The organism is Microbacterium phosphatis (genome assembly GCF_049177115.1).
GTDB lineage: Bacteria > Actinomycetota > Actinomycetes > Actinomycetales > Microbacteriaceae > Microbacterium > Microbacterium phosphatis.
The window spans coordinates 2548551-2571201 of record NZ_CP185370.1; the positions used below are offsets into that span (position 1 = coordinate 2548551).

General features: G+C 72.1%; 24 protein-coding genes and 2 tRNA genes. 11 read left to right on the forward strand and 15 right to left on the reverse strand.

Translation table 11 applies throughout. The annotated features are described in order from the left end of the window. Positions 1–8 precede the first annotated feature (8 nt). The 6 genes from ACOKGD_RS12120 to ACOKGD_RS12145 all read left to right on the forward strand — a co-directional run bounded on the left by ACOKGD_RS12120 (position 9) and on the right by ACOKGD_RS12145 (position 3873). Positions 9–84, forward strand: a tRNA-Lys gene (locus tag ACOKGD_RS12120). Between the two features lie 118 nt (positions 85–202). After that, positions 203–538: an ArsR/SmtB family transcription factor gene (locus ACOKGD_RS12125; protein ID WP_342337706.1), complete on the forward strand. Its 336-nt coding sequence runs from the start codon at positions 203–205 to the stop codon at positions 536–538. Beyond that, on the forward strand, positions 538–1182 hold the full coding sequence (locus tag ACOKGD_RS12130; protein ID WP_342337793.1) for a cation transporter: 645 nt from the start codon (positions 538–540) through the stop codon (positions 1180–1182). The genes ACOKGD_RS12125 and ACOKGD_RS12130 overlap by 1 nt, the downstream gene beginning before the upstream one ends. A 64-nt stretch (positions 1183–1246) precedes the next feature. Further along, on the forward strand, positions 1247–2017 hold the full coding sequence (locus ACOKGD_RS12135; RefSeq protein WP_342337705.1) for an isocitrate lyase/PEP mutase family protein: 771 nt from the start codon (positions 1247–1249) through the stop codon (positions 2015–2017). Between the two features lie 132 nt (positions 2018–2149). Further along, complete coding sequence (locus ACOKGD_RS12140; protein WP_342337704.1) at positions 2150–2575, forward strand: YciI family protein; 426 nt, start codon at positions 2150–2152, stop codon at positions 2573–2575. A gap of 32 nt (positions 2576–2607) precedes the next feature. Further along, positions 2608–3873 carry an RNA polymerase sigma factor gene (locus tag ACOKGD_RS12145; protein ID WP_342337703.1) on the forward strand — a complete coding sequence of 422 codons (1266 nt, stop codon included), beginning with the start codon at positions 2608–2610 and terminating at the stop codon, positions 3871–3873. Between the two features lie 40 nt (positions 3874–3913). On the opposite strand, the gene ACOKGD_RS12150 is transcribed toward ACOKGD_RS12145, so the two are convergent. Further along, positions 3914–4492, reverse strand: a complete 579-nt coding sequence (locus ACOKGD_RS12150; RefSeq protein ID WP_342337702.1) for an isochorismatase family protein — start codon at positions 4490–4492, stop codon at positions 3914–3916. A 42-nt stretch (positions 4493–4534) separates the two neighbouring features. On the opposite strand from ACOKGD_RS12150, the gene ACOKGD_RS12155 reads away from it, so the two are divergent. Further along, positions 4535–5128 carry a GyrI-like domain-containing protein gene (locus ACOKGD_RS12155; protein WP_342337701.1) on the forward strand — a complete coding sequence of 198 codons (594 nt, stop codon included), beginning with the start codon at positions 4535–4537 and terminating at the stop codon, positions 5126–5128. On the opposite strand, the gene ACOKGD_RS12160 is transcribed toward ACOKGD_RS12155, so the two are convergent. From ACOKGD_RS12160 to ACOKGD_RS12215, 12 genes are all read right to left on the reverse strand, one after another. Then, the gene (locus ACOKGD_RS12160; RefSeq protein WP_342337700.1) at positions 5098–5481 is read right to left on the reverse strand and encodes a hypothetical protein; all 384 of its coding nucleotides are present in this window, start codon (positions 5479–5481) and stop codon (positions 5098–5100) included. The genes ACOKGD_RS12155 and ACOKGD_RS12160 overlap by 31 nt on opposite strands. 47 nt (positions 5482–5528) lie before the next feature. Then, the gene (locus tag ACOKGD_RS12165) at positions 5529–5978 is read right to left on the reverse strand and encodes a rhodanese-like domain-containing protein (RefSeq protein ID WP_342337699.1); all 450 of its coding nucleotides are present in this window, start codon (positions 5976–5978) and stop codon (positions 5529–5531) included. Positions 5979–6124: 146 nt separating this feature from the next. Further along, positions 6125–6197: transfer RNA gene (locus ACOKGD_RS12170), tRNA-Thr, on the reverse strand. 82 nt (positions 6198–6279) lie between these two features. Beyond that, entirely contained in the window at positions 6280–7851 is a 1572-nt protein-coding gene (locus ACOKGD_RS12175) for an alpha/beta hydrolase (RefSeq protein ID WP_342337698.1), read from the reverse strand. Beyond that, entirely contained in the window at positions 7848–9005 is a 1158-nt protein-coding gene (locus ACOKGD_RS12180; protein ID WP_342337697.1) for a DNA polymerase III subunit delta', read from the reverse strand. The genes ACOKGD_RS12175 and ACOKGD_RS12180 overlap by 4 nt, the downstream gene beginning before the upstream one ends. Before the next feature lie 35 nt (positions 9006–9040). Continuing rightward, entirely contained in the window at positions 9041–9667 is a 627-nt protein-coding gene (gene tmk, locus ACOKGD_RS12185) for a dTMP kinase (RefSeq protein ID WP_342337696.1), read from the reverse strand. Next, the gene (topA, locus tag ACOKGD_RS12190; RefSeq protein ID WP_342337695.1) at positions 9664–12513 is read right to left on the reverse strand and encodes a type I DNA topoisomerase; all 2850 of its coding nucleotides are present in this window, start codon (positions 12511–12513) and stop codon (positions 9664–9666) included. Before topA ends, tmk begins: the two co-directional genes overlap by 4 nt. A 72-nt stretch (positions 12514–12585) precedes the next feature. Next, positions 12586–12924, reverse strand: a complete 339-nt coding sequence (locus ACOKGD_RS12195) for an Rv3654c family TadE-like protein (RefSeq protein WP_342337694.1) — start codon at positions 12922–12924, stop codon at positions 12586–12588. A gap of 1 nt (position 12925) precedes the next feature. Continuing rightward, entirely contained in the window at positions 12926–13276 is a 351-nt protein-coding gene (locus ACOKGD_RS12200) for a TadE family type IV pilus minor pilin (RefSeq protein WP_342337693.1), read from the reverse strand. After that, positions 13273–13476 (reverse strand): DUF4244 domain-containing protein, encoded by a 204-nt coding sequence (locus ACOKGD_RS12205; protein ID WP_342337692.1) that lies wholly within the window; start codon positions 13474–13476, stop codon positions 13273–13275. The genes ACOKGD_RS12200 and ACOKGD_RS12205 overlap by 4 nt, the downstream gene beginning before the upstream one ends. An 85-nt stretch (positions 13477–13561) precedes the next feature. Beyond that, entirely contained in the window at positions 13562–14461 is a 900-nt protein-coding gene (locus tag ACOKGD_RS12210; protein ID WP_342337691.1) for a type II secretion system F family protein, read from the reverse strand. Positions 14462–14472: 11 nt separating this feature from the next. Next, positions 14473–15528, reverse strand: a complete 1056-nt coding sequence (locus ACOKGD_RS12215; protein ID WP_342337690.1) for a TadA family conjugal transfer-associated ATPase — start codon at positions 15526–15528, stop codon at positions 14473–14475. 190 nt (positions 15529–15718) lie between these two features. On the opposite strand from ACOKGD_RS12215, the gene acs reads away from it, so the two are divergent. Then, positions 15719–17695, forward strand: coding sequence for an acetate--CoA ligase (gene acs / locus ACOKGD_RS12220; protein WP_342337689.1), 1977 nt, complete (start codon positions 15719–15721; stop codon positions 17693–17695). 61 nt (positions 17696–17756) lie between these two features. On the opposite strand, the gene ACOKGD_RS12225 is transcribed toward acs, so the two are convergent. Beyond that, on the reverse strand, positions 17757–18215 hold the full coding sequence (locus ACOKGD_RS12225; RefSeq protein ID WP_342337688.1) for a RidA family protein: 459 nt from the start codon (positions 18213–18215) through the stop codon (positions 17757–17759). Continuing rightward, the gene (locus tag ACOKGD_RS12230) at positions 18212–18439 is read right to left on the reverse strand and encodes a DUF4177 domain-containing protein (protein ID WP_342337687.1); all 228 of its coding nucleotides are present in this window, start codon (positions 18437–18439) and stop codon (positions 18212–18214) included. The genes ACOKGD_RS12225 and ACOKGD_RS12230 overlap by 4 nt, the downstream gene beginning before the upstream one ends. 107 nt (positions 18440–18546) lie before the next feature. On the opposite strand from ACOKGD_RS12230, the gene ACOKGD_RS12235 reads away from it, so the two are divergent. The 3 genes from ACOKGD_RS12235 to ACOKGD_RS12245 all read left to right on the forward strand — a co-directional run bounded on the left by ACOKGD_RS12235 (position 18547) and on the right by ACOKGD_RS12245 (position 22624). Beyond that, a complete protein-coding gene (locus ACOKGD_RS12235) occupies positions 18547–21174 on the forward strand; it encodes a transglycosylase domain-containing protein (protein WP_342337686.1) in 2628 nt (875 codons plus the stop codon). 9 nt (positions 21175–21183) lie between these two features. Continuing rightward, positions 21184–22101 (forward strand): metallophosphoesterase, encoded by a 918-nt coding sequence (locus ACOKGD_RS12240; protein WP_342337685.1) that lies wholly within the window; start codon positions 21184–21186, stop codon positions 22099–22101. 97 nt (positions 22102–22198) lie between these two features. Then, on the forward strand, positions 22199–22624 hold the full coding sequence (locus ACOKGD_RS12245) for a hypothetical protein (protein ID WP_342337684.1): 426 nt from the start codon (positions 22199–22201) through the stop codon (positions 22622–22624). Positions 22625–22651 lie beyond the last annotated feature (27 nt).

The window sequence follows — 22651 nt, forward strand, 5'->3', positions numbered from 1 at the left end:
GTGGACGCGGGCCTATAGCTCAGTTGGCAGAGCATCGGACTTTTAATCCGCGGGTCGTGGGTTCGAGCCCCACTGGGCCCACCAGCGCAGCGCGGGCCCAGCGACCACGAGTCCTGGGCCCGCTCCCGTATCCGGGACCCATCACGCGTCACCCGACGCCCGGGCGGCACGAATAGTTCAGCCTTTTCTGTACTATCGAGCCATGCCCTCCGCCCTCGCCTCCGCGACGCATACCGCGGCGCTCTCCCGTCTCGGGCACGCCCTCTCCGACCCGGTGCGGACGGGTGTGCTCCTCGCCCTGCGTGAGGCCCCGGCCTACCCGTCCGACCTCGCCGACGCGCTCGGCGTCTCGCGCCAGGCGATGTCGAACCACCTCGCGTGCCTGCGCGGATGCGGCCTCGTCGAGGCCATGCCCGAGGGGCGCCGCGTCTGGTACCGCCTCGCCGATGCTCACCTCGCCCCCGCGCTGGACGAGCTGCTCCGCGTGGTGCTCTACGTCGAGCCCGACTGCTGCGGCGGCGAGGGGTGCAGCTGCTGATGGCGCTCACCGACGCGCGCCGCCACGTCCTGCAGCGCCGGATCCGGATCATCGTGGGGGCCACGATCGGCTACAACGTGATCGAGGCGGTCATCGCGATCTCGGCCGGCGCCGCGGCGTCCTCCAGCGCCCTGATCGGCTTCGGTCTCGACTCGACCATCGAGGTGCTCTCCGCGGCGGCGGTGGCATGGCAGTTCACCCGTCGTGAGCCGGATCGATGGGAGAAGCCCACGCTCCGCGTCATCGCGCTGGCGTTCTTCGCACTGGCCGCCTATGTCGGCGTCGCCTCGGTGTCCTCCCTGATCGGCGGGCACGCCGCCGAGCACAGCACGGTGGGCATCGCCCTGGCCGCCGTGAGCGCGGTCGTGATGCCGTTCCTGTCGTTCGCCGAGCGGCGTGCGGGGCTCGCCCTGGGTTCGGCGACGGCGGTGGCCGACTCCCGTCAGACGCTGATCTGCGCCTACCTGTCGGTGGCCGTGCTGCTGGGCCTTGTGCTCAACAGCACGCTCGGCTGGTGGTGGGCCGATGCCGTGGCCGGACTGGCGATCGCGGCGTTCGCCGTCCGGGAGGGCATCGAGGCCTGGCGGGGCGACACCTGCGCCACGTCCGTGGGGATGCTCCTCGAGGACGACGGCGACCACTGAACAGGAAGCGGCGGAAGTCGCCCGAAGCTGTCCCCACCCCTCGCCGCGCCGATAGCGTCGGATCATGACCACCACACAGGACCGCGCCCTCACCCTCAAGGCGCTGCACGAGGCGCCGGAGATCCTCCGCGTCGTCAACGTCTGGGACGCCATCAGCGCGAAGGTCGTCAGCGACCTGCCGGGCACGAAGGCTCTCGCCACCGCCGGCCACGCGATCGCCGCGAGCCACGGCTTCGCCGACGGCGAGATCCCGCTCGATCGGATGATCGCGGCCGTCGCCGAGATCGTCGCCGCGACCGATCTGCCCGTCAGCGCGGATCTCGACAACGGCTATGGCGATCCGGCCGAGACCGTGCGCCACGCGATCGGCGTCGGCGTGGTCGGCGCCAACGTCGAGGATCGCCTGGTGCCGCTCTCGGAGGCCGTCTCTCGCGTCGAGGCGATCGTGAAGGCCGCCGAGGCCGAGGGCGTCGCCTTCCAGCTGAACGCGCGCACGGACGCCTTCGTCCGCGGCACCGGGCCGGTCGAGGAGCGCCTGCAGGACGCGATCGCCCGCGGCCGCGCGTTCCTCGAGGCCGGTGCCTCGCTGGTGTTCGTGCCCACGCCGCTCGACCGCGACCTCACCCAGGCGCTCGTCGAGGGCATCGGCGAGCGCAAGGTCAGCGTGATCGGCCTGCCCGGCGCGCTGACGGCCGCCGAGTACGAGGCGCTCGGCATCGCCCGCATCTCGTACGGCCCGCTCCCCCAGCGCGTGGCTCTCCGGGCGCTGCGCGACCTCGCCACCGACCTGTACGCCGACGGCGTCATCCCCACGGACACGCCCGCCCTCAACTGACGCACCGCGCCAAATCGACGCCGCGCCGGGCACCTTTGGAAAAAAGTTCCCGGCCGGTGTCGATCTGCGTCTCGCCCATCCGACGTGCAGGTGACAGGGTCGTTCCGAGGCCCTCAGACGAAGGAGAACGAGATGCCCAAGTTCATGCTGATCATGCGCGCCACGGACGAGGCGGTCGCCGCCTACAACGAGATCCCCTTCGAGGAGGTCATCGCCAAGATGGGCGCGTACAACGAGTCGATGCTGAAGGCCGGTGTGATGGTCGGCGGCGACGGCCTGGCTCCCGAGCCGGGCCTGGTGGTCGACTTCACCCAGGCGGCGCCCGTGGTCACCGACGGCCCCTACGGCGAGACGAAGGAGCTGTTCAACGGCTTCTGGGTGCTGGAGGTGCCGACCATCGAGGAGGCCGCCGAGTGGGCCAAGCGCGCGCCGCTCACCCCCGGCAACAAGCTCGAGATCCGTCGGGTGACCGGGGCCGAGGACTTCCCGGCCGACAACGAGTGGATCCAGAAGGAAGAGGGCTGGCGCGAGGAGCTCTCGGCCAAGAACAGCGACTGATCCGGCCCGCGAGCAGCGAAACCGGACAGCCCGTGCCCGCCCCGTCCACCTCCACCGCCTCGGCCGCCTCCGCCTCCGCGCGGCGCGCGGTCGAGGCCGTGTGGCGCATCGAGGCCGCGCGCATCGTGGCATCGCTCACCCGGATGACCGGCGACTTCGCCCTCGCGGAGGACGTCGCCCAGGAGGCCCTCGCCGAGGCGCTCGCCTCATGGCCGTCCGCCGGGGTGCCGGCGAACCCCGGCGCCTGGCTCGTCGCCGTCGGCAAGCGCCGCGCGATCGACCAGTGGCGCCGCGCCTCGACGCAGGACGACCGCTACCGCCGGCTCGCTCGCGACCTCGATGAGGCCATCGAGCCGTCGTGGGACCCGGAGGCCATCGAGGACGACGTGCTGCGGCTGATCTTCATCGCCTGCCATCCCGTGCTCTCGCGCGAGGCGTCGGTCGCCCTGACCCTGCGGGTAGTCGGGGGCCTCTCGACCGACGAGATCGCGCGGGCCTTCCTCGTTCCCGTCGCCACCGTGCAGCAGCGCATCGTGCGCGCCAAGAAGACGCTCGCCGCCGCGGCCGTGCCGTTCGAGGTGCCTACTCCCGACGAGCACCCCGCCCGCCTGTCCGCCGTGCTGAGCGTGCTCTACCTGATCTTCAACGAGGGGTACGCGGCGAGCGCGGGCGAGCGCTGGATGCGCACCGACCTCAGCAGCGAGGCCCTGCGCCTCGCCCGGGTGCTCGCGGGCCTCGTCCCGAAGGAGCCCGAGGCGCACGGCCTGGTCGCTCTGATGGCGCTGAGCGCCGCGCGCTTCCCCGCCCGCCTCGACGCGGCGGGGGATCCGATCCTGCTGGCGGATCAGGATCGCACCCGCTGGGATCGCGGGCTGATCGCGCTGGGCCGGCGGGCGCTCGAGAGCTGCGACGCCCTCGGTCGCGGGCGCGGGCCGTACGCCCTGCAGGCCGCGATCGCCGAGTGCCACGACGTCGCCCCGTCGGTCGATGACACCGACTGGGATCGCATCGCCCTGCTGTACGAGGCGCTCGGCCGCATCGCGCCGTCGCCCGTGGTCGAGCTGAACCGTGCGGTGGCGGTGTCGATGGCCGAGGGCCCGGCCACCGCCCTGCGGATCGTCGACGGGCTCGCCCCGGCGCTGGCGGCCTACGCGCAGCTGCCCGGCGTGCGGGCCGAGCTGCTGATCCGCCTCGGCCGCGTCGACGAGGCGCGCGCGGAGCTCGAGAGGGCCGCGGCGCTCACCGGCAACGACCGCGAGCGCGCGGTCTTCGCGCGGAAGCTCGCCGCGCTCGGCTGACGCCCGGTCCCGCGGCGCTCGGGGGCGCGCGGCGGCAGCGTCAGGCGTCGGTCGTCGCGAGCTCCGCGCCGCCGTGCGCGAGCTCGGCGAGGGCCGCGTCGCTCGGCTCCGGGGCCACACCCGCCACGAGGTCGGTGAGGATGCGGACGTGCTGGCCGTGCTCGAGGGCGTCCAGCGCGGTGGCGCGCACGCAGTGGTCGGTGGCGATGCCGACGACGTCGACGGTCTCGATTCCGCGCTCGCGCAGGATCTCGGCGACGGTGGATCCGTCGTCGGTGACGCCCTCGAACATCGAGTACGCGGGCTTGCCCTGCCCCTTCTTCACGTGATGGGTGACGGCCGCGGTGTCGAGGCCCGGGTCGTAGTCGGCTCCCTCCGTGCCCGCGACGCAGTGCACGGGCCACGAGTCGACGAAGTCGGGGGCGTCCGAGATGTGCCCGCCGTTGTCGCTGTCGGCGTCGTGCCAGTCGCGCGAGGCGATGATCACCGCGTAGTCGCCGCCGTGGTCGGTCAGGTGGCGGGTGATGCCGGCCGCGACGGCGTCGCCCCCGGTCACGCCGAGGGCGCCGCCCTCGGTGAAGTCGTTCTGGACGTCGACGATCAGCAGTGCCCTGGTCATGATCCGAGCGTACGCCGCCCGCTTCGGCGGGAGAATGGCCCCATGCCGGACAAGGTCGACCTGAAGCGGACCCTCGATTCGTACCGCGCGGTGCGCGGATCCTTTCGGATCCTGGACGTCCCGGATCAGCGGTATCTGATGATCGACGGGCACGGCGATCCGAACACGGGGGTGTTCACCGCGGCCGTCGAGCGGCTCTATCCCCTGGCGTACTCGCTGAAGTTCGCCTCCCGCAGGGAGCTCGACCGCGACTACGTCGTGCCGCCGCTGGAGGGCCTGTGGTGGGCCGACGATCACACGAGCTTCACGACCGCGCGCGACAAGACGCAGTGGAGCTGGACCCTGATGATCCTGATCCCCGAGTGGGTCCCGGCGGCCCTCGTCAACGGCCTGGATCTCGGGCCCGTCCGGCTCGAGACGCTCTCGGAGGGACGCTGCGTGCAGACCCTCCACGTCGGCGCCTTCGACGACGAGGCTCCCGTGCTCGAGCGGATGCACACCGAGTTCATCCCGCAGCAGGGGCTGCGGATGACGGGGCGTCACCACGAGATCTATCTCAGCGACGCCCGCCGGGTAGCGCCCGAGAAGCGACGCACGATCCTGCGTCAGCCGGTGGAGACCATCGTGACGATCTGAACCACGAGAGCGAGCACCCCGACGCCGCCGCAGGCGAGCGCGACGCCGCCGAGCAGGCGCGGCAGCGGGGATCGCTCGTCCAGGCGCACATCGCCCGCGGTGCCCACGCGGTGGAACGCCTCGAGTTCGTCGCCGTTCGCGGCCGCCCGCAGCTCGGGGGTCAGCGGCGCGGTGTGCACACCGTCGTCGCCGAACCAGCGCAGGGCCTCGTCCATAACGACGGCGCGGATCGGCGCCCACGTGCCATCGGCCAGGCGCGCGATGAGGGCGAGGGCCCCGAACAGCACGGCCGCGCCGAGCCCCACCCACATCAGGATCTCGGTGATCGCCCCCACCAGCAGCGCCGCGTTCATGCGGGGGGCCGGATCGGGGCGGAGGTCACTCGCCCATTCTGCCGAACTCAGGACACCGGTGCGGTCAGCGGGTCGATCGGGCGGCGCGTGCGCCCCTCGGCCGTCTTGATCGCGAAGCCCTCGCGGGCCCAGTACTCGAACCCGCCGATCATCTCCCTCACCGGGTAGCCGAGCAGGCTCAGCGCGAGCGCGGCGCGCGTGGCGCCGTTGCATGCGGGACCCCAGCAGTAGACGACGAGGTTCGGCAGGTCCGCGAGCTCGGTATGACGATCGGCGAGCTCGCCGCCCGGTATGTGGATCGCGTTCGGCACGTGCCCCTGGTCGTACGAGGCGCGGCTGCGCACATCGACGATCGTGAGCGGCGCGCCGGCGGCGCGCGCGGCGGCGACGTCCGAGGGGTCGGTCTCGTGACGCAGCCTGCGGGCGAAGTACGCCACCGCGTCGGAGGTGTCGGTGTCCGGGGTGGCGGGGGCGTCGGCGGCGAGGATGTCGGTCATGGATCCATCGTGCGGCGGCCGCGACGGGGCCGCGAGACGCGATCCGGACACCCGGCGGCAGGATCCCGCCAACCGCAGGGGTCCGGCCAGGCGGGCGCTGCGTGACGGCAAAGCAAAAGGCCCCGGAGTGGAGTCCGGGGCCTTCGAGCCACCTGTCGGATTCGAACCGACGACCTATTCATTACGAGTGAATCGCTCTACCAACTGAGCTAAGGCGGCAACTCGCGCCACTCGCGTGGCACGAAGAACGATCATACCGGATGCCGGGCGATGGTCCCAACCGCTCCGACCGCCGGGTGCGTCACGGCGTGCAGGTCAGCCCGTCCTCGGGGACCGTGCCGTCGACGAAGAACGCGTCGACGGCCTCGTCGATGCAGGAGCTCTGGCCGTTGTACGCCGTGTGCCCCTCCCCCTCGAACGTCATGAGGACTCCGCTGGAGAGCTGGTCGGCCAGCGACACCGCCCACTCGTAGGGGGTCGCGGGGTCGCCGGTGGTGCCGATGACCACGATGGGCGCCGCGCCCTCGGCGGCGATCTTCTCGCGCACGCCGGTCGGCTCGTGCGGCCAGACCTCGCAGACGCCCGGGCCATCCCAGTACGCGGCGATGGTCGGCGCCTTCTCGCGCAGCAGCGCGTCGGCGGCATCCTGCGCCTCCTGCGACTCGTCAGCCGGGTAGTCCATGCAGTTGTAGGCCTGGAACGCCTCGGCGGAGTTGTCGGTGAACTCGCCGTTCTCGATGCCGTTGTAGAAGTCGGCGAGCATAAACGCCGTCGCGGGGTCGCCCTGCAGCGCCTGGCTGAAGGCATCGGTCAGATACGGCCAGTTCTCGGGCGCGTACAGCGCGGCGATGATGGCCGTCAGCAGCGAGTCGGCGCCGAGCTGGCGCCCGTCGGCCGTGTTCGGCAGCGGCGTGCGGTCGACGGAGGCGAGGAGGGCGCCGAGGTCGCCCATGGCCTGATCGACGGTGCCCGAGAACGGGCATCCGCCGCCGCTGTCGGCGTCGCCGTCCAGGCAGGCCTGCATGTAGGTGCGCAGCGCGGCCTCGAAGCCGACGCCCTGCGTGGTTCCCACCTCGGTGCCCGAGACGGAGGGGTCGATCGCGCCGTCGAGCACCAGGCGCCCGGCGTTCTCGGGGAAGAGCTTGGCGTAGGTGGCGCCGAGGAAGGTGCCGTACGAGTAGCCGAGGTAGGTGAGCTGGTCGTCTCCCAGCACCGCGCGGAGCAGATCCATGTCGTGGGCCGACTGGTCGGTCGTGATGTAGGGCAGGATGCCGCCGCTGTTGGCCTCGCACGCGTCCGCGAACCGCTGGTTGTCGGCGGTGCCCTCGGCCTCCCACTCGGGGGTGCCGCGCGGGTGCGTGGGCAGCGCGTAGAGGTACTGCATCATCTCGTCGCCGTCGAGGCACGTCACGGCCGTCGAGCGGCCGACGCCGCGGGGGTCGAACCCGACGATGTCGTAGTTCTCCTGCAGGGTCTCGCTGACGGCGAAGTCGACGGATGTCGCGACGAAGTCGTAGCCGCTGCCGCCGGGCCCGCCCGGGTTGATCAGCAGCGACCCCTTCGAGGCGTCGCCGGTCGCGGGCTGCCGCACGACGGCCAGCTCGATCTCGCCGGCGGACGGGTCGGCCCAGTCGAGGGGCGCCGTGACGGTCGCCGACTCCATGCCGCTGCCGCAGTCCTCCCACTCGACCTTCTGGTCGTAGAACTCGACAAGCCCCTCGTCGACGCCCTCGGTCGAGGCCGGGGTCGACACGCACGCGCCCCCGACCCCCTTCGGCGGGATCTGCGAGTACAGGCAGCCGGACAGCGCCAGAGCGCCCGCGAGGAGGATCGCGAGCGCGGCGGACGTGCGGCGGAGGGATCTGCGGATCATGGCTTCTTTCCGGAGAGGAACGTCACAAGCAGCGATTCGAGAGCGAGCGTGGGCTGCACGTTCTGCTCGAGCGCGTCGCGGGTCTCGGCGATGTGGTCGAGCACCACCAGCGTGCGCTCGGGGGTCCAGCGTGCCGCCAGCTCATGCAGATCCTCGGCGAGCTCGCGGTTGATGAGGTCGGCGTCGGGGCGGAACTGCAGCATGACCACGTCGCGGAACAGGGACTGGAGGTCGGTGAGCACGCGATCGAGGCCGTCGCGGAGGCTGCGGGTGGCCCGGCGCTTCTGGTCGTCCTCGAGCGCGCTCAGCTGACTGCGCACGGCGGGCGGGATCCGCGCGCCGTCGGCGATGCCGACCGTGCGCAGCAGCGACGAGCGCTCGGCCTCGTCGCGCTCGGCGGTGAGGGCCTTGGCGTCGTCGGTGGCGGCCTGGACGATCTGCCCGGCCACCTCGACCACGTCGGAGATGCCGCGCACCCGCAGCACCCCGCGCAGGGTCTCGTCGCGCCGCACGCGGGAGGCCTCGTCGGTCGCCAGGCGCTGGGCCATGCCGATGTGGCGCTGCGCGTGCCGCGCCGCCTGCTCGGCGACAACGGGGTCGACGCCCGTGCGGGCGGTGATGAGTTCGGCGACCTGGGCCACCTCGGGCTCCTGCAGGCGCAGCACCCGCACGCGCGAGCGGATCGTGGGCAGGAGGTCGGCGTCGCTCGGTGCGCACAGGATCCACACGGTGCGCTCGGGCGGCTCCTCCAGCGCCTTCAGCAGCACGTTGGACGTGCGCTCGGTCATGCGGTCGGCGTCCTCCATGACCATCACGCGGTAGCGCCCGGCGGACGGCGACAGGTACGAGCGGGTCGCCATCGCCCGGGCCTCTTTGATCGAGATGATCGAGCCCTCGGTGCGCAGCGCGGTGAGGTCGGAGTGGGTGCCGGCGAGCACCTGGCGCATGGTGTTGACGTCGTCGGCGCCCTCGGCGATCAGCGCGGCCGCGAAGGCCCGCGCGAGCGGCGCCCGGCCCGAGCCCGGGGGGCCCGTGATCAGGTACGCGTGGGAGAGCGAGGCCGGATCGGACGCGGCGGCGCGCAGCGTCTCGACCGCGTCATCCTGCCCCCAGACGTCGCCCCACGGAAGCTCTGCAGTGGCGGCGGGCGTCATGGGCCCCAGCCTAGCCGGGGGTTCCGACACGATCCTCAGAGGAGCGGCGTGATGCGGGATCGGATCGCGGCCGCCAGCGCGTCGACCGGCTGCGCGGCGTCGAGGACGAGGAAGCGCCCCGGCTCGGCGGCCGCGAGCGCGAGGAACCCCTCGCGCACCCGCGTGTGGAAGTCGGCCTTCTCGGCCTCGAGACGGTCGAACGGCTTGTCGGCGGCGTCGAGCCGGGCGCGCGCGGCGGCCGGGTCGAGGTCGAGCAGCACCGTGACGTCCGGGAGCGCGCCGTCGGCGGCCCAGAGCGAGAGGTCGCGGATCTCGGCGGCGTCGAGCACCCGGCCCGCGCCCTGGTAGGCGACGGACGAGTCGAGGTAGCGATCCTGGATCACGACCTCCCCCCGCTCGAGCGCGGGGCGCACGTGCGTGGCGACGTGGTGGGCGCGATCGGCGGCGTACAGCAGCGCCTCGGCGCGCGGCGCGATGTCGCCGCGGTGGTGCAGCACGATGTCGCGGATCAGGTCGCCCACCTCGGTGCCGCCCGGCTCGCGGGTGCGCACGACGGTGCGGCCCGATGCCTCGACCCACTCCTGCAGCAGGCGCGCCTGCGTGGTCTTGCCCGAGCCGTCACCGCCCTCGAACGTGATCCAGAGGCCGGTGGTCGCGCTCACTGCTCTTCCGCCGCCTTCTTCGCGCGGTTGGCGGCGCGGGTGGCCGCGGCCTTCTTGGCGGCCTCCGAGCGCGCGGCGGACACGGCCTTCGTCGGGGCCTTCTTGGCGGCCGTCGACTTCTTCGCCGTGGTGGTCTTCGCGGCGGCGGGCTTCTTCGCCGCCGCGGGCTTCTTCGCCGCGGCGCGACCGCGCTTGGGGGCCGGGCCCTTGGCGCGCTTCTCGGCGAGCATCTCGACCGCGCGCTCGAACGTGATCTCCTCGACGGTGGTGCCGCGCGGGATCGTGACGTTCGTGTCGCCGTCGGTGACATAGGCGCCGAAGCGACCGTCGCGGATCCGGATCGGCTTGCCGCTGACCGGGTCCGCCTCGAACTCCTTCAGCGCGGACGAGGCCCGGCGGGCGCCGTACTTCGGCTGCGCGTAGAGCTCGAGCGCCTTCTGGAGCGTGACGTCGAAGATCTGGCTCTCGCTCTCGAGCGACCGCGAGTCGGTGCCCTTCTTGAGGTACGGCCCGAAGCGGCCGTTCTGAGCGGTGATCTCCTCGCCCGTCGCGGGATCGGTGCCGACGATGCGCGGCAGCGACAGCAGCTGCAGGGCGGTGTCGAGGTCGATGTCGTCGACGGACATCGACTTGAACAGCGAGGCGGTGCGCGGCTTGGGGGCGGCGGCCTTCTTGGCGCCGCGCTTCTTCGGCGCCTCCTCGACCTCGCCCGTCGCGGCGTCGGCGGCATCCGGGTCGAGCGGATCCTGCTCCTGCACGTAGGGACCGAAGCGGCCGTCCTTGACGACGATCAGCTTGCCGTTCTCGGGGTTCTCGCCGAGCACCCGATCGCCGGCGACGGGGGCCTCGATGAGCTCCTGCACCTTCTCGGGGGTGAGCTCGTCGGGCGCCAGCTCCTCGGGGACGTTGACGATGCGCGACTTGCCCTCGGGGTCGGCCGGGTCGATCACGTCGATGTAGGGGCCGTACTTGCCGAAGCGAAGCGTGGCGGTGTCGGTCAGCGGCGTCGCGTTCAGGGCGCGCGCGTCGATCTCGCCGAGGTTGTCGACGATGCCGCGCAGGCCCGGGTGCTCACCGGATCCGAAGTAGAACGAGCGCAGCCACTCGACGCGCTTCTGCTCGCCGCGGGCGATGGCGTCGAGGTCGTCCTCGAGCTCTGCCGTGAAGTCGTAGTCGACCAGCGTGGCGAAGTGCTCCTCCAGCAGGCGGACCACGCTGAACGCGAGCCACGACGGCACGAGGGCCTGGCCCCGCTTGGACGCATAGCCGCGGTCGAGGACGACGCCGATGATGCTGGCGAAGGTCGAGGGGCGGCCGATGCCCTTCTCCTCGAGCGCCTTGACGAGGCTCGCCTCGGTGAAACGCGGCGGCGGGGTCGTCGAGTGGCCCTTGGCCTCGGCGTCTGAGAGCGCGACGCGGTCGCCGGCGGAGACCTGGGGCAGCGACTGGTTGTCGTCCTCGTCGGCGTCGCGCCGGCGCTCGTCGCGGCCCTCCTCGTACGCCTCCAGGAAGCCCTTGAACGTGTAGACCGTGCCCGAGGCGGTGAACTCGGCGGTCTTGCCGTCGGCCTGCGCCTCGAGCGTGACGGTGGTGGTCTCGAACTCGGCGTCCGACATCTGGCTGGCGACGGTGCGCTTCCAGATCAGGTCGTAGAGGCGCTGCTCGTCGCGGCCCAGCTCGCCCGCGACCTGCTTGGGGGTGCGGAAGACCTCGCCCGAGGGACGGATCGCCTCGTGCGCCTCCTGCGCGTTCTTGCTCTTGGACGCGTACACACGCGGCTTGAGCGGCACGGCGCGCTCGCCGTACAGCGACACGGCCTGCTCGCGGGCGGCCTTGACGGCCTGCGCGCTGAGGTTGGTCGAGTCGGTTCGCATGTAGGTGATGTAGCCGCGCTCGTACAGGCTCTGCGCGACCGACATGGCGTTCTTGGCCGACAGGCCGAGCTTGCGGCCGGCCTCCTGCTGGAGCGTCGACGTGGTGAACGGCGCGTACGGGCGGCGCTTGCCGGGCTTGGCCTCGACCTTGGTGACGTTCGCCTCGCCGGCGGCCTCGATCGCGAAGCTCAGGCGGCGGGCGGCGTTCTCGTCGAGGACGATCACGGCACGCTTGAGCTGACCGCGGTCGTCGAAGTCGCGGCCGGTGGCGAGAGGTGCGCCGTCGAGGCGCACGAGGCGCACCGAGAAGCCCTGCTCGTCGCGGGCGGCGGTGGCCGAGATGCCCCAGTAGTCGGCGGCGACGAACGCCATGCGCTCGCGCTCGCGCTCGACGATGAGGCGGGTGGCGGCCGACTGCACGCGACCGGCGCTCAGCGCCTGGCCGCCGGCGCCGCTGCCGACCTTGCGCCACAGCACGGGCGAGACGTCCCAGCCGTACAGGCGGTCGAGGATGCGGCGGGTCTCCTGCGCGTCGACGAGGGCGAGATCCAGGTCGCGGGTCTTCTCGACGGCGGCGCGGATCGCGTCCTGCGTGATCTCGTGGAAGACCATGCGCTTGACCGGGACCTTCGGCTTCAGCGTCTCGAGCAGATGCCACGCGATGGCCTCGCCCTCGCGGTCTTCATCGGTGGCGAGCAGGACCTCGGAGGCGCTCTTCACCGCCCGCTTCAGCTCGGAGACCGTCTTCGTCTTGCGGTCGGACACCACGTAATAGGGGTCGAAGCCGTTGTCGATGTCGATCGAGTACTTGCCGTACGCGGCGCGATCCTTCTCGGGGATGTCGCGCTTGTCGGCCAGGTCGCGGATGTGACCGACCGAGCTGAGCACCTCGTAACCATCGCCGAGGTAGCCCTGAATCGACCTCATCTTCGTCGGAGACTCGACGATGACGAGCTTCTTGCCAGTTGACAACGGGTGTCCTTTCGTCGTTGCACACAATACATACCGAGTCCCGTGTGTCCGCTCGCCTCCTTCGACATCGGATCATCCGGGCGGTGCGCCCGGGAGCGGCGGCGGTCCGGCGCGCGCCGTGGCGTGGACGGGCAGCGCGGCATACGCGGTGGACACGGTGACGGTCGCGACGAGGCCGTCCAGGACGCACGAGGCGACCGACGCCCGCTGCGCGCCGGCCACCTCCGCCGCACGCTCGCAGGGGTCGCCGGGGAGGGCGCCGCTGGCCGCGTCGGCGGCGGCGAGCGCGGCGGCGTCGGCGATGCCCGCCACCCGCTGGCTCTCGGCCGCGGCCCCGCCAACCGCCGCCAGCCCGATCATCAGCACCGTCGCGGTGCCGGCGATGCCGGCCGCGAGCGCAGACCCCGCCACGTCACAGCCCGCCGCCGAGCGCGCAGCTGACGGCACGCAGGGGGATGGCGATGCCCGCGACGCGCGGCGCGGCCGAGGCCGTGACGCAGACGAGCTCGCCGCTCCACGAGACGGCGGCGCTCGCACCTGTGACCTGCGCCACGACCGCCGCGGCCCGGCCCTCGGGCTCACCGCGCGCGACGAGCCGCGCGCCGTCGGCGGCGACGTCCTGCAGTCGCACCTGCGTCGAGGCGGCGAACAGCGCCCCGATCCCGAGGGCCACCACGACCAGCACGGCGGGAAGCGCGACGGCGAGCTCGGCGGCGACCGAGCCGCGCTCGCCCGTGTCCCGCTCCCCGCCGAGGCGGGTCACGCGACCGACAGCGCGCGGCGCACGAGATCCGTGAGGATCCCCTTGACCTCGCCCGAGCGCATGATGACGACGAGGACACCCGCGAAGGCCACGGCCGCCATGGTGACGATCGCGTACTCGGCGGTGGAGGCGCCGGTCTCGTCGGCGAGCAGCTCGCCGAGACCGGGGGCGGGGGACGTGTGCGAGGGGAAGAGCGACATGACTCCTTCTTTCTTGTGGTGGTAGTGGTGATGGTGATGGTGTTGGTGGCCCGTCGGGCCGGGTCTCCGGATCGCCCGGGTGACGTCACCCGGGCAGCTCCGGAAGCGGGGTGGCGGTGAGCACGCCGAGCAGCATGGGGGCGACGCCGAGGCAGAGGAAGGCCGGCAGCGTGCAGACCCCGAGCGGGATGAGCAGGCGCGCGCCGAGCTTCGCTGCCCGCAGCCGGCCGTCGGTGCGGGCGCGCTGGCGCTCGTGCGCCGCCGTGGCGCGCAGCAGCTCGACGCCCGGCACACCCGCGTCGCGCGAGAGGGCCAGCACCTCGGCGGTCTCGGCGCCACCCGCGCGCGGTGCTCCCGGCGCCTCGGCGACGAGGCGCGCGGCGCGCTCGATCGAGGCGCCGCCGCTGAGGGCGATCGCTGTGAGCTCGGCGTGCATGCCCGGGATCCCCGGGGGCGGCTGCGACCCCCGGACGAGCCGGCGCGTCCATGCCCGGGCTACCAGCAGCAGCGCGACGCCCGCGACGAGGCAGGCGAGGCCGATCGGGTTCGTGAAGAGCACGCCCAGCACGTCGAAGCCGAGCGCGAACCCGAGCAGCAGCCCCGCCAGCGGCAGCCAGGTCATCAGCCGCGCGGTGCCGGCGGGCTCGGCCAGTGCGATCCGGACGTCGTCCTGCGCCTCGCAGGCATCACGCAGCGCCGCGGCGATGGAGCGCAGGCAGTCGGCCAGCGGGGCACCGACCGCCGCCGCGATGTCCCACGCGGCGGCGACGTCGCGCCAGGGCTCGCCGCGCGGCGCAGACGCCTGCGCCTCGATCGCCTCGGTGAGGGAGGATCCGGCGGCGGCGCGGCGGACGATGCGCTCGGCGTCGGCGTCGCCGGCGTTCGCCAGGTGCCGCCACGCGGCCTCCGGGGTCGCTCCGGCCTGCAGCAGCACCGCGAGCCTCAGCACCCGCTCCGCGACGGCCGCGGGATCGGTCGGGGCCACGCGCCCCCGCCTCACGCGGCCACCTCGACGCCATCCGTGCGCCACGGCGCGACCTCGGCGATCCCGAGGCGGCCGCCGTCCTCCATGAAGCGGCCCACGTGCGCAAGGCGCCGCGAGCCGTCGGGGCGCCGCTCGAGGTGCAGCACGTAGCCGATCGCGCTGCACACCTGCCGGGCGATGGCGTGGTCGTCCATGCCGGCGAGCGCACCGAGCGCCTCCATGCGGGCGGGCACCTCGGGCAGGCCGCTGGCGTGGAGCGTGCCCGCTCCCCCGTCGTGTCCGGTGTTGAGAGCCGAGAGCAGCTCGCGCACCTCCTCGCCGCGGCACTCGCCCACCACGATCCGGTCCGGCCGCATACGCAGCGATTCGCGCACCAGACGCGCCAGGTCGATCGCGCCGGCGCCCTCGAGGTTGGCCTGCCGCGCCTCGAGCGACACGTGGTGCGGGTGGGCGATGCGCAGCTCGGCGACGTCCTCGATCGTGACGATGCGCTCGTGCACCGGGGCGTGCGCGAGCAGGGCGCCGAGCAGCGTCGTCTTGCCCGTGCCCGCGGCCCCGCTGATCAGCAGGTTCTCGCGCTGCTGCACGATCCGCACGAGCCAGCGGCGGGCGTCGTCGCCGAACGACCCGCCCCGGCAGAGCGCGTCCAGGTCGGCTCCCCTGAGGCGCGGGATCCGGATCGACAGCGCCGTGCCCGTGGTGGCGACCGGCGGCAGCACGGCGTGCACCCGGATCCCGCCGGCCAGGCGCACGTCGACGCAGGGTGTCGCGTCGTCGATGTGCCGCCCGCCCTGGGCGATCAGCGCCGTGGCGAGCTCCCGCACCTCCCGTTCGGACGCGCGCCACGAGGGATCCGGGCGCGGGCCGTCGCCGCGATCGACGAACAGGCCCGTGCGCCCGTTGACGAAGACGTCGGTCACCGCCTCGTCCGCGAGGTAGGGCGCCAGCGCCGTGAGCGGGGTCGCCGGGGCATCGCCCGCGGAGGTGTCCGGATCGCGCCGGGCACCGGGCACGGCGGGATCGGCGCCCCGCGGAAACCGGGGTTGGACGACGAACGCAGGAGCCATGCCCCGACGCTAGGGAGCCGCCCTCGCCCGCCGCCGACGGATCCGGGATCCGGGATCGCCCGACCGCGAAACGCCCGCTGTGGACGAGCGGCACCCACTTTCGGCGGTACTTCGGGCCGGAGACGGCGGCATAGGTTCGACCTGCGGAAGGATCCGCGCAGAAGTCAGTCGCAAAGGAGCGCAGGACGCCATGAGCGCCGAGAACACCATCGACCACCTGCTCGACGAGACGCGGCGGTTCGCGCCGTCGCCCGAGTTCGCCGCGGCCGCGATCGCGCGCCCCGAGCTCTACGAGAAGGCCGAGGCCGACCGCGAGGGGTTCTGGGCCGAGCAGTCGCGCGAGCTGCTGCACTGGCACACGCCCTTCACCGAGGTGCTCGACTGGTCGAACCCGCCCTTCGCGAAGTGGTTCGCCGACGGCGAGCTGAACGTCGCCTACAACTGCCTCGACCGCCACGTCGAGGCGGGCAACGGCGACCGCGTCGCGCTGCTGTGGGAGGGCGAGCCGGGCGACTCGCGCCGCATCACGTACGCCGAGCTCACCGACGAGGTCAAGCGCCTCGCCAACGTGCTGACCGACCTCGGTGTGGGCGAGGGAGACCGCGTCGCCCTGTACCTGCCGATGATCCCCGAGGCCGTCGCGTCGATGCTCGCCGTCGCCCGCGTCGGTGCGATCCACTCGGTGATCTTCGGCGGCTTCAGCGCCGACAGCCTGCGCTCGCGCATCGACGACGCCGGGGCCAAGCTCGTCATCACCGCCGACGGCGGCTGGCGCAAGGGCAAGGTCTCCCCGCTGAAGACCGCCGTCGACCAGGCGCTCGCCGATCGGGGCGGCCAGGGCGAGCAGGCCACAGTCGAGCACGTGCTCGTTGTGCGGCGCGGCGAGAACGAGGTCGACTGGGACGCCGACCGCGACGTCTGGTACCACGACGTCGTGCCGCAGGCCTCCGCCGAGCACGAGGCGCGCGCCTTCGGCGCCGAGAGCCCGCTGTTCATCCTCTACACCTCCGGCACGACCGGGAAGCCGAAGGGCATCCTGCACACCTCCGGCGGCTACCTGACGCAGGCCGCGTACACGCACCGCAACGTCTTCGACCTGCACCCCGAGACCGACGTCTACTGGTGCACCGCCGACATCGGATGGATCACGGGCCACTCGTACGTCGTCTACGGGCCCCTCGCCAACGGCGCCACCCAGGTGCTCTACGAGGGCACGCCCGAGCACCCGGAGCCCGGCCGCTGGTGGGACGTCATCGAGAAGTACGGCGTGACGATCTTCTACACCGCGCCCACGGCCATCCGCTCGTTCATGAAGCAGGGCCGACAGATCCCCCAGGCCCGCGACCTGTCGTCGCTGCGCGTGCTCGGCTCGGTGGGCGAGCCCATCAACCCCGAGGCCTGGATCTGGTACCGCGAGGTCATCGGGGCCGGCACGACCCCGATCGTCGACACCTGGTGGCAGACCGAGACCGGCGCGATCATGGTCTCGGCCCTGCCCGGCATCACCGAGACCAAGCCCGGCTCCGCGCAGGTCGCGCTGCCCGGCATCTCGATCGACGTCGTGGACGACGCCGGCTCCCCGGTCGGCAACGACGCCGGCGGCCTGCTCGTCATCACCGAGCCGTGGCCGAGCATGCTGCGCGGCATCTGGGGCGACCCGGAGCGCTATAAGGAGACCTACTGGGACAAGTTCCGTGATCAGGGGTACTACTTCGCCGGCGACGGCGCCCGCCTCGACGAGGACGGCGACATCTGGCTGCTCGGGCGCGTGGACGACGTGATGAACGTCTCGGGTCACCGCCTGTCCACGGCCGAGATCGAGTCGTCGCTGGTGGCGCACGAGGCGACGGCCGAGGCCGCGGTCGTCGGCGCCTCGGACGAGACCACCGGCCAGGCCGTTGTGGCGTTCGTGATCCTGAAGGAGAACTACCTCAAGGAGCACGGGCCCGAGGGCCTCGCCCAGACCCTGCGCCAGCACGTGAGCGACCAGATCGGCGCCATCGCCCGCCCGCGCGACATCTACATCGTGGGCGAGCTGCCGAAGACCCGGTCGGGCAAGATCATGCGCCGCCTGCTGCGCGACGTGGCCGAGGGCCGCGAGGTCGGCGACACCACGACCCTCGCCGACACGATGGTGATGTCGACGATCTCGGCGCAGGTGAAGTAGCCCGCAGACGAGAGACGGCCCGGATCCTCAGGATCCGGGCCGTCTCTCGTTCAGGCGACGATCACGCGAAGGTGAACGCGACCTCGACCTCGACGGGGGCGTCCAGCGGCAGCACCGCGACGCCGACGGCCGAGCGGCTGTGCCGGCCCTCGTCGCCGAAGATCTCGCCGAGCACCTCGCTCGCGCCGTTGATGACGGCGGGCTGACCGGTGAACGCGGGGTCGGAGGCCACGAAGCCCGTGACCTTGAGGACCCCGGTGAGCTTGTCGACGCCGCCGACGGCCGCCGCGGCCGCGGCGAGCGCGTTCAGGGCGCACTGGCGGGCGAGGCCCTGGGCGTCGTCAGCCGAGACGCCCGCGCCGACCTTGCCCGTGGCGGGCAGGGCGCCGTTCACCATCGGCAGCTGGCCCGAGGTCTGCACGACGTCGCCGTGCGCCTTGGCGGGGATGTACGCGGCCACCGGCGGGACGACCGACGGCAGCTCGATGCCGAGCTCGGCCAGGCGTGCGGAGATGCTCACGAGCCCGCCACCTCGCCGTCGAACTGCTTGGCGGCCTCGGCCGCGTGACCGAGACCCGCGTTCGCCGCGCCGCCGCCGGAGGGGCGCTTGAAGTACGCGACGAGCCCGCCCTCGTTGTTCGGAACGACCTGCACGAGCTCCCAGCCCTGCTTGCCCCAGTTGTTCAGGATCGCCGCGGTGTTGTGGATCAGCAGCGGGGTGGTGAGGTACTCCCACGTGGTCATGGAGCGGTCCTTCCGAGGTGGGGAGGCGAGGTCGCCTCGAGCGAAAACGCCGCGACGACGCGCCCGGGATCCGGAAAGCGCTCAGGCTGACGGCTTACGATCACCCTATGCCTCATGCGAAAAGGACGGCCAGCGGTGTGCTCGGAGGGGTGCTCGGCGTGCTCGGCCTGAGCGCCATCGCCGGCGTCCTCGTCACCGCCACGGTCACCCCCGCGATCGCCCTGTCGGGTTATGCCGCCTCGAGCGCGATCACGCTGTTCGACAACATGCCGAGCTACCTCGAGGTCGACCAGCCGATGCTGCCCACGCGCATCTTCGCCGACGACCCGAACAGCGACGAGCCCTACGAGCTCGCGTCGTTCTACGACCAGAACCGCCTGCCCGTCGAGTGGGACGGCATCGCGACGGTCATGTACGACGCTCTGCTGTCCAGTGAGGACCCCCAGTACTACGAGCACGGCGGCGTCGACCTCGTCGGCACCGCGAAGGCTCTCGCCAGCAACGCGATCAACGACACCAGCCGCGGTGGCTCCTCGGTCACGCAGCAGTACGTCAAGAACGTCCTGATCCAGGAGTGCGAGAAGGACGCGGCCGACGACGAGGAGCGCCAGGCGTGCTACCTCGAGGCGACCCAGTCCAAGGGCGCCGACGGCATCGAGCGCAAGCTGCAGGAGATGCGCTACGCGATCGCCATCGAGAAGAAGTACTCGAAGAACGACATCCTGCTCGGCTACCTGAACATCGCGAACTTCGGCGGTGTCACGTACGGCATCGAGGCCGCGGCGCAGTACTACTTCGGCGTCGCCGCGAAGGATCTCTCGCTCGGTCAGGCCGCGACCCTCGCCGGCATGGTGCAGAACCCGAACTACTACCGCATCGATATGCCCAACGGCACGCGGCAGGCGCAGGACGGCACCTGGCTCAACACCGCCGAGAGCGGCTACAAGGAGACGCTGGATCGCCGCAACTACGTCCTCACGCGTATGCACGAGGACGGCAAGATCACCGAGGACGAGTACCTCGCGGCCCACGCGGCCCCGATCGAGCCCGCGATCCACCCCCGCCAGCAGGGCTGCGTCTCGGCCGGCGGATCGGCGTACTTCTGCCAGTACGTCAAGACGATCGTGCTCAGCGACCCGGCCTTCGGCGAGACGCCCGAGGCTCGCCAGGCGGCCCTGCGCCGCGGTGGCCTGAACATCTACACGACGATCGACCTGCGCGTGCAGGCGGCCGCCGAGAACGCCATCCACAGCCGCATCCCGTCGGCGATCGACGGCATGGAGCTCGGCTCGACGGGCGTCACGCTCGAGACCGGCACCGGCCGCGTCCTGGCCATGGCGCAGAACACGGCCTTCAGCGAGGACCCCGCGGTCATCCAGACCCAGCGCGGCTACTCGTCGCTGGTCTTCGCGAGCGACTACCCCCACGGCGGCTCGACCGGCTTCGGCGTCGGATCGACCTTCAAGGTCTTCACGCTGCTCGACTGGCTCGAGAAGGGCCACTCGACGCGCGAGGTGCTCAACGGCGTGAACCGCCAGGCCTTCCAGGGCTTCAACTGCGACGGCTCGCCGATCCCGCAGACGTCGAAGGTCGGCAACTTCAACAACGCCGGCGGCTACGTCGGCGACGTGAAGCGGTTCACGCGTGACTCGCTGAACTCGGGCTACTTCGCGATGGCGTCGAAGCTGAACCTCTGCGACATCATGCGCGTGGCCGACCGCCTCAACCTGACCACGGCCGACGGCAAGCACCTCACGCAGGACGCCGAGCCCAACATCGGCCGCGGCCCCGTGCCGTTCGACCTGCTCGGCTCGCTCAACTTCGCCCCGATGGCGATGGACTCGGTCTACGCCACCATCGCGAACAAGGGCGTCCAGTGCACGCCGAAGGCGATCGACAAGGTCACCGACTCGGCCGGCAAGGAGCTGCCGCTGCCCGCATCGAAGTGCGAGCAGAAGATCGCCCCCGAGGTGGCCGCCACCGCCGCCGACGCCCTCGCCGGCGTGATGAACGGCGGAACCGGCAACCAGGCGAACAACTACGACGGCGTCCCCGTGATCGGCAAGACCGGTACGCACGAGAAGTTCCACACCTCGATGGTGCAGACCTCGACGAAGGCCGCCACCTTCGTCTGGGTGGGCAACGTCTCGGGCGAGGCCGACCTGTTCAACACGTGGGTGGACGCCGGGCGTCTGGCCGACATGCGCTACCAGATCTCGCGCGAGATCCAGGGCACGGCCAACTCGGTCTACGGCGGAGACGCCTTCCCGCCGCCGGACCCCAACCTCAGCAAGCCGGTCTACGTCGACCTGCCGAACGTCGTCGGCAAGTCGATCGACGAGGCGAAGAACATCCTCTGGGGCGCCGGATTCAACCCGGTCGTCGGAGAGCCGATCCCGGGCGCCCAGCCCGAGGGCGTCATCGAGGCCCAGGACCCGCCGGCCGGCAAGGTCGCGGGCGGCACCACCGTCACGATCTCGCCGAGCAACGGCCAGGGCCGCACGGTCCCGGACGTCAAGGGTCAGTCCCTCGAGGCCGCCCTGGCGTCGGTGGCCGGAGCGGGCTTCGACGCCCAGCCCGGCACCTGCACCGAGAAGAAGCAGGCCGGCGCCGGTCGCGTCACGGGCACCAGCCCGGGGGCGAACGAGATCCTGCCGCAGGGCACCCGGGTCACGGTCGACTACGAGGCCAAGAACTGCGGCGGCGGCAAGGACAAGAAGGGCGACGATGACTGAGGCGGCTGAGTGAGCTCGGCACGTCGCGTCGTGGCCGCGCTGGGCGCCGTCACGGCGGCCGGCGCGGCCGCGGCCGTCTGGGGCTTCGGCATCGAGCGCCACCTGTACACGGTGCGCCGTCACGTGGTGCGGATCCTGGAGCCGGGCGCCGTGCCCATCCGGATCCTGCACATCTCGGACGCGCACATGGCGCCGTGGCAGCGCCGCAGGCAGCGCTGGATGGCGGGGCTCGTAGGGCTGCGCCCTGACCTCGTCATCAGCACGGGCGACAGCCTCGGCCACGTCGATGGCCTCCAGGGCATCCGCCGCGCGCTCGCACCGTTCGCGGGCATCCCCGGGGTGTTCGTGCACGGATCCAACGACCTGTGGGGCCCGGGGCCGCGCAACCCGTTCAAGTACTTCACGGGGCCGTCGGACGAGGTCCCGCAGGCGATCCGGCTGGACACCGACGCGCTCGACGCGTTTATGACCGACGACCTCGGCTGGACGGGGATCGACAACACCGCGACCACCCTGACGGTCCGCGGCCAGCGGATCCGGCTGTTCGGAGCCAGCGACGCCCACCACGACCTCGACGACGTCGACGCGGCCGTCGCGGCCCTGCGGGCGCAGCCCGAGGCGCCGCTCACCCTCGGCGTTATGCACGCGCCCTACCGACGCGACCTCGATCCGTTCACGGATGCGGGCGCCGACATGCTGTTCGCGGGACACACCCACGGCGGCCAGGTGCGCGTGCCCTTCTACGGGGCGCTGGTGGCCAACTGCGACATCCCGCTGCGCCAGGCGCGCGGGCTGTCGGCCTGGTCGCACCGCGGACGGACCATCCCGCTGAACGTCAGCGCGGGCATCGGCCATTCGATCTACGCGCCGGTGCGGTTCGCCTGCCGCCCCGAGGTCTCGCTGATCACGCTCGCGCCGCGCGCCTGAGCCGCGCTCGGCTCGATCAGGAATCGAGAAGCGCATCTCCCCGCCTCGCTCCTAGCCTGAGGACATCACGCCGAAGGGCCGAGGAGAGGAGATCGCGATGAGCGAGGGACTGAGCAAGGAAGAGCGCGACGCCGTCAAGCAGCGCGCCAAGGAGCTGCGCGCGCAGGAGAAGGCCGGCAAGAACCGGGAGGCGGGCGCCGCGTCCGTCCAGGAGGCCATCGCGAAGCTCGACGCCGAGGATCGGAAGGTCGGCGAGGGCTTCTACCGTGTGGTGTCGGAGGTCGCCCCGCACCTGGTGCCCAAGACGTACTACGGCATGCCGGGCTTCGCGAACGACGAGGGCAAGATCGTGGTCTTCCTCCAGCCGGCCGGCAAGTTCAAGACGCGCTACTCGACGATCGGCTTCGAGGATCGCGCGGCCCTCGACGACGGCGACATGTGGCCCACAGCCTTCGCCGTGACGGCGTGGACGTCCGCGGTCGCGGAGCGGCTCACCGGCCTCGTCCGCACCGCCACGAGCTGACCGATCCGGCGGGCTCGCGGGCGCAGC

Bases quoted from the DNA above. Each gene is read 5' to 3' on its own strand.
- ACOKGD_RS12125 (WP_342337706.1), top strand. From the start codon at position 203: ATGCCCTCCGCCCTCGCCTCCGCGACGCATACCGCGGCGCTCTCCCGT.
- ACOKGD_RS12130 (WP_342337793.1), top strand. From the start codon at position 538: ATGGCGCTCACCGACGCGCGCCGCCACGTCCTGCAGCGCCGGATCCGG.
- ACOKGD_RS12135 (WP_342337705.1), top strand. From the start codon at position 1,247: ATGACCACCACACAGGACCGCGCCCTCACCCTCAAGGCGCTGCACGAG.
- ACOKGD_RS12140 (WP_342337704.1), top strand. From the start codon at position 2,150: ATGCCCAAGTTCATGCTGATCATGCGCGCCACGGACGAGGCGGTCGCC.
- ACOKGD_RS12150 (WP_342337702.1), bottom strand. From the start codon at position 4,492: ATGACCAGGGCACTGCTGATCGTCGACGTCCAGAACGACTTCACCGAG.
- ACOKGD_RS12155 (WP_342337701.1), top strand. From the start codon at position 4,535: ATGCCGGACAAGGTCGACCTGAAGCGGACCCTCGATTCGTACCGCGCG.
- ACOKGD_RS12160 (WP_342337700.1), bottom strand. From the start codon at position 5,481: ATGAACGCGGCGCTGCTGGTGGGGGCGATCACCGAGATCCTGATGTGG.
- ACOKGD_RS12165 (WP_342337699.1), bottom strand. From the start codon at position 5,978: ATGACCGACATCCTCGCCGCCGACGCCCCCGCCACCCCGGACACCGAC.
- ACOKGD_RS12175 (WP_342337698.1), bottom strand. From the start codon at position 7,851: ATGATCCGCAGATCCCTCCGCCGCACGTCCGCCGCGCTCGCGATCCTC.
- ACOKGD_RS12180 (WP_342337697.1), bottom strand. From the start codon at position 9,005: ATGACGCCCGCCGCCACTGCAGAGCTTCCGTGGGGCGACGTCTGGGGG.
- ACOKGD_RS12205 (WP_342337692.1), bottom strand. From the start codon at position 13,476: ATGTCGCTCTTCCCCTCGCACACGTCCCCCGCCCCCGGTCTCGGCGAG.
- ACOKGD_RS12215 (WP_342337690.1), bottom strand. From the start codon at position 15,528: ATGGCTCCTGCGTTCGTCGTCCAACCCCGGTTTCCGCGGGGCGCCGAT.
- acs (WP_342337689.1), top strand. From the start codon at position 15,719: ATGAGCGCCGAGAACACCATCGACCACCTGCTCGACGAGACGCGGCGG.
- ACOKGD_RS12230 (WP_342337687.1), bottom strand. From the start codon at position 18,439: ATGACCACGTGGGAGTACCTCACCACCCCGCTGCTGATCCACAACACC.
- ACOKGD_RS12235 (WP_342337686.1), top strand. From the start codon at position 18,547: ATGCCTCATGCGAAAAGGACGGCCAGCGGTGTGCTCGGAGGGGTGCTC.
- ACOKGD_RS12245 (WP_342337684.1), top strand. From the start codon at position 22,199: ATGAGCGAGGGACTGAGCAAGGAAGAGCGCGACGCCGTCAAGCAGCGC.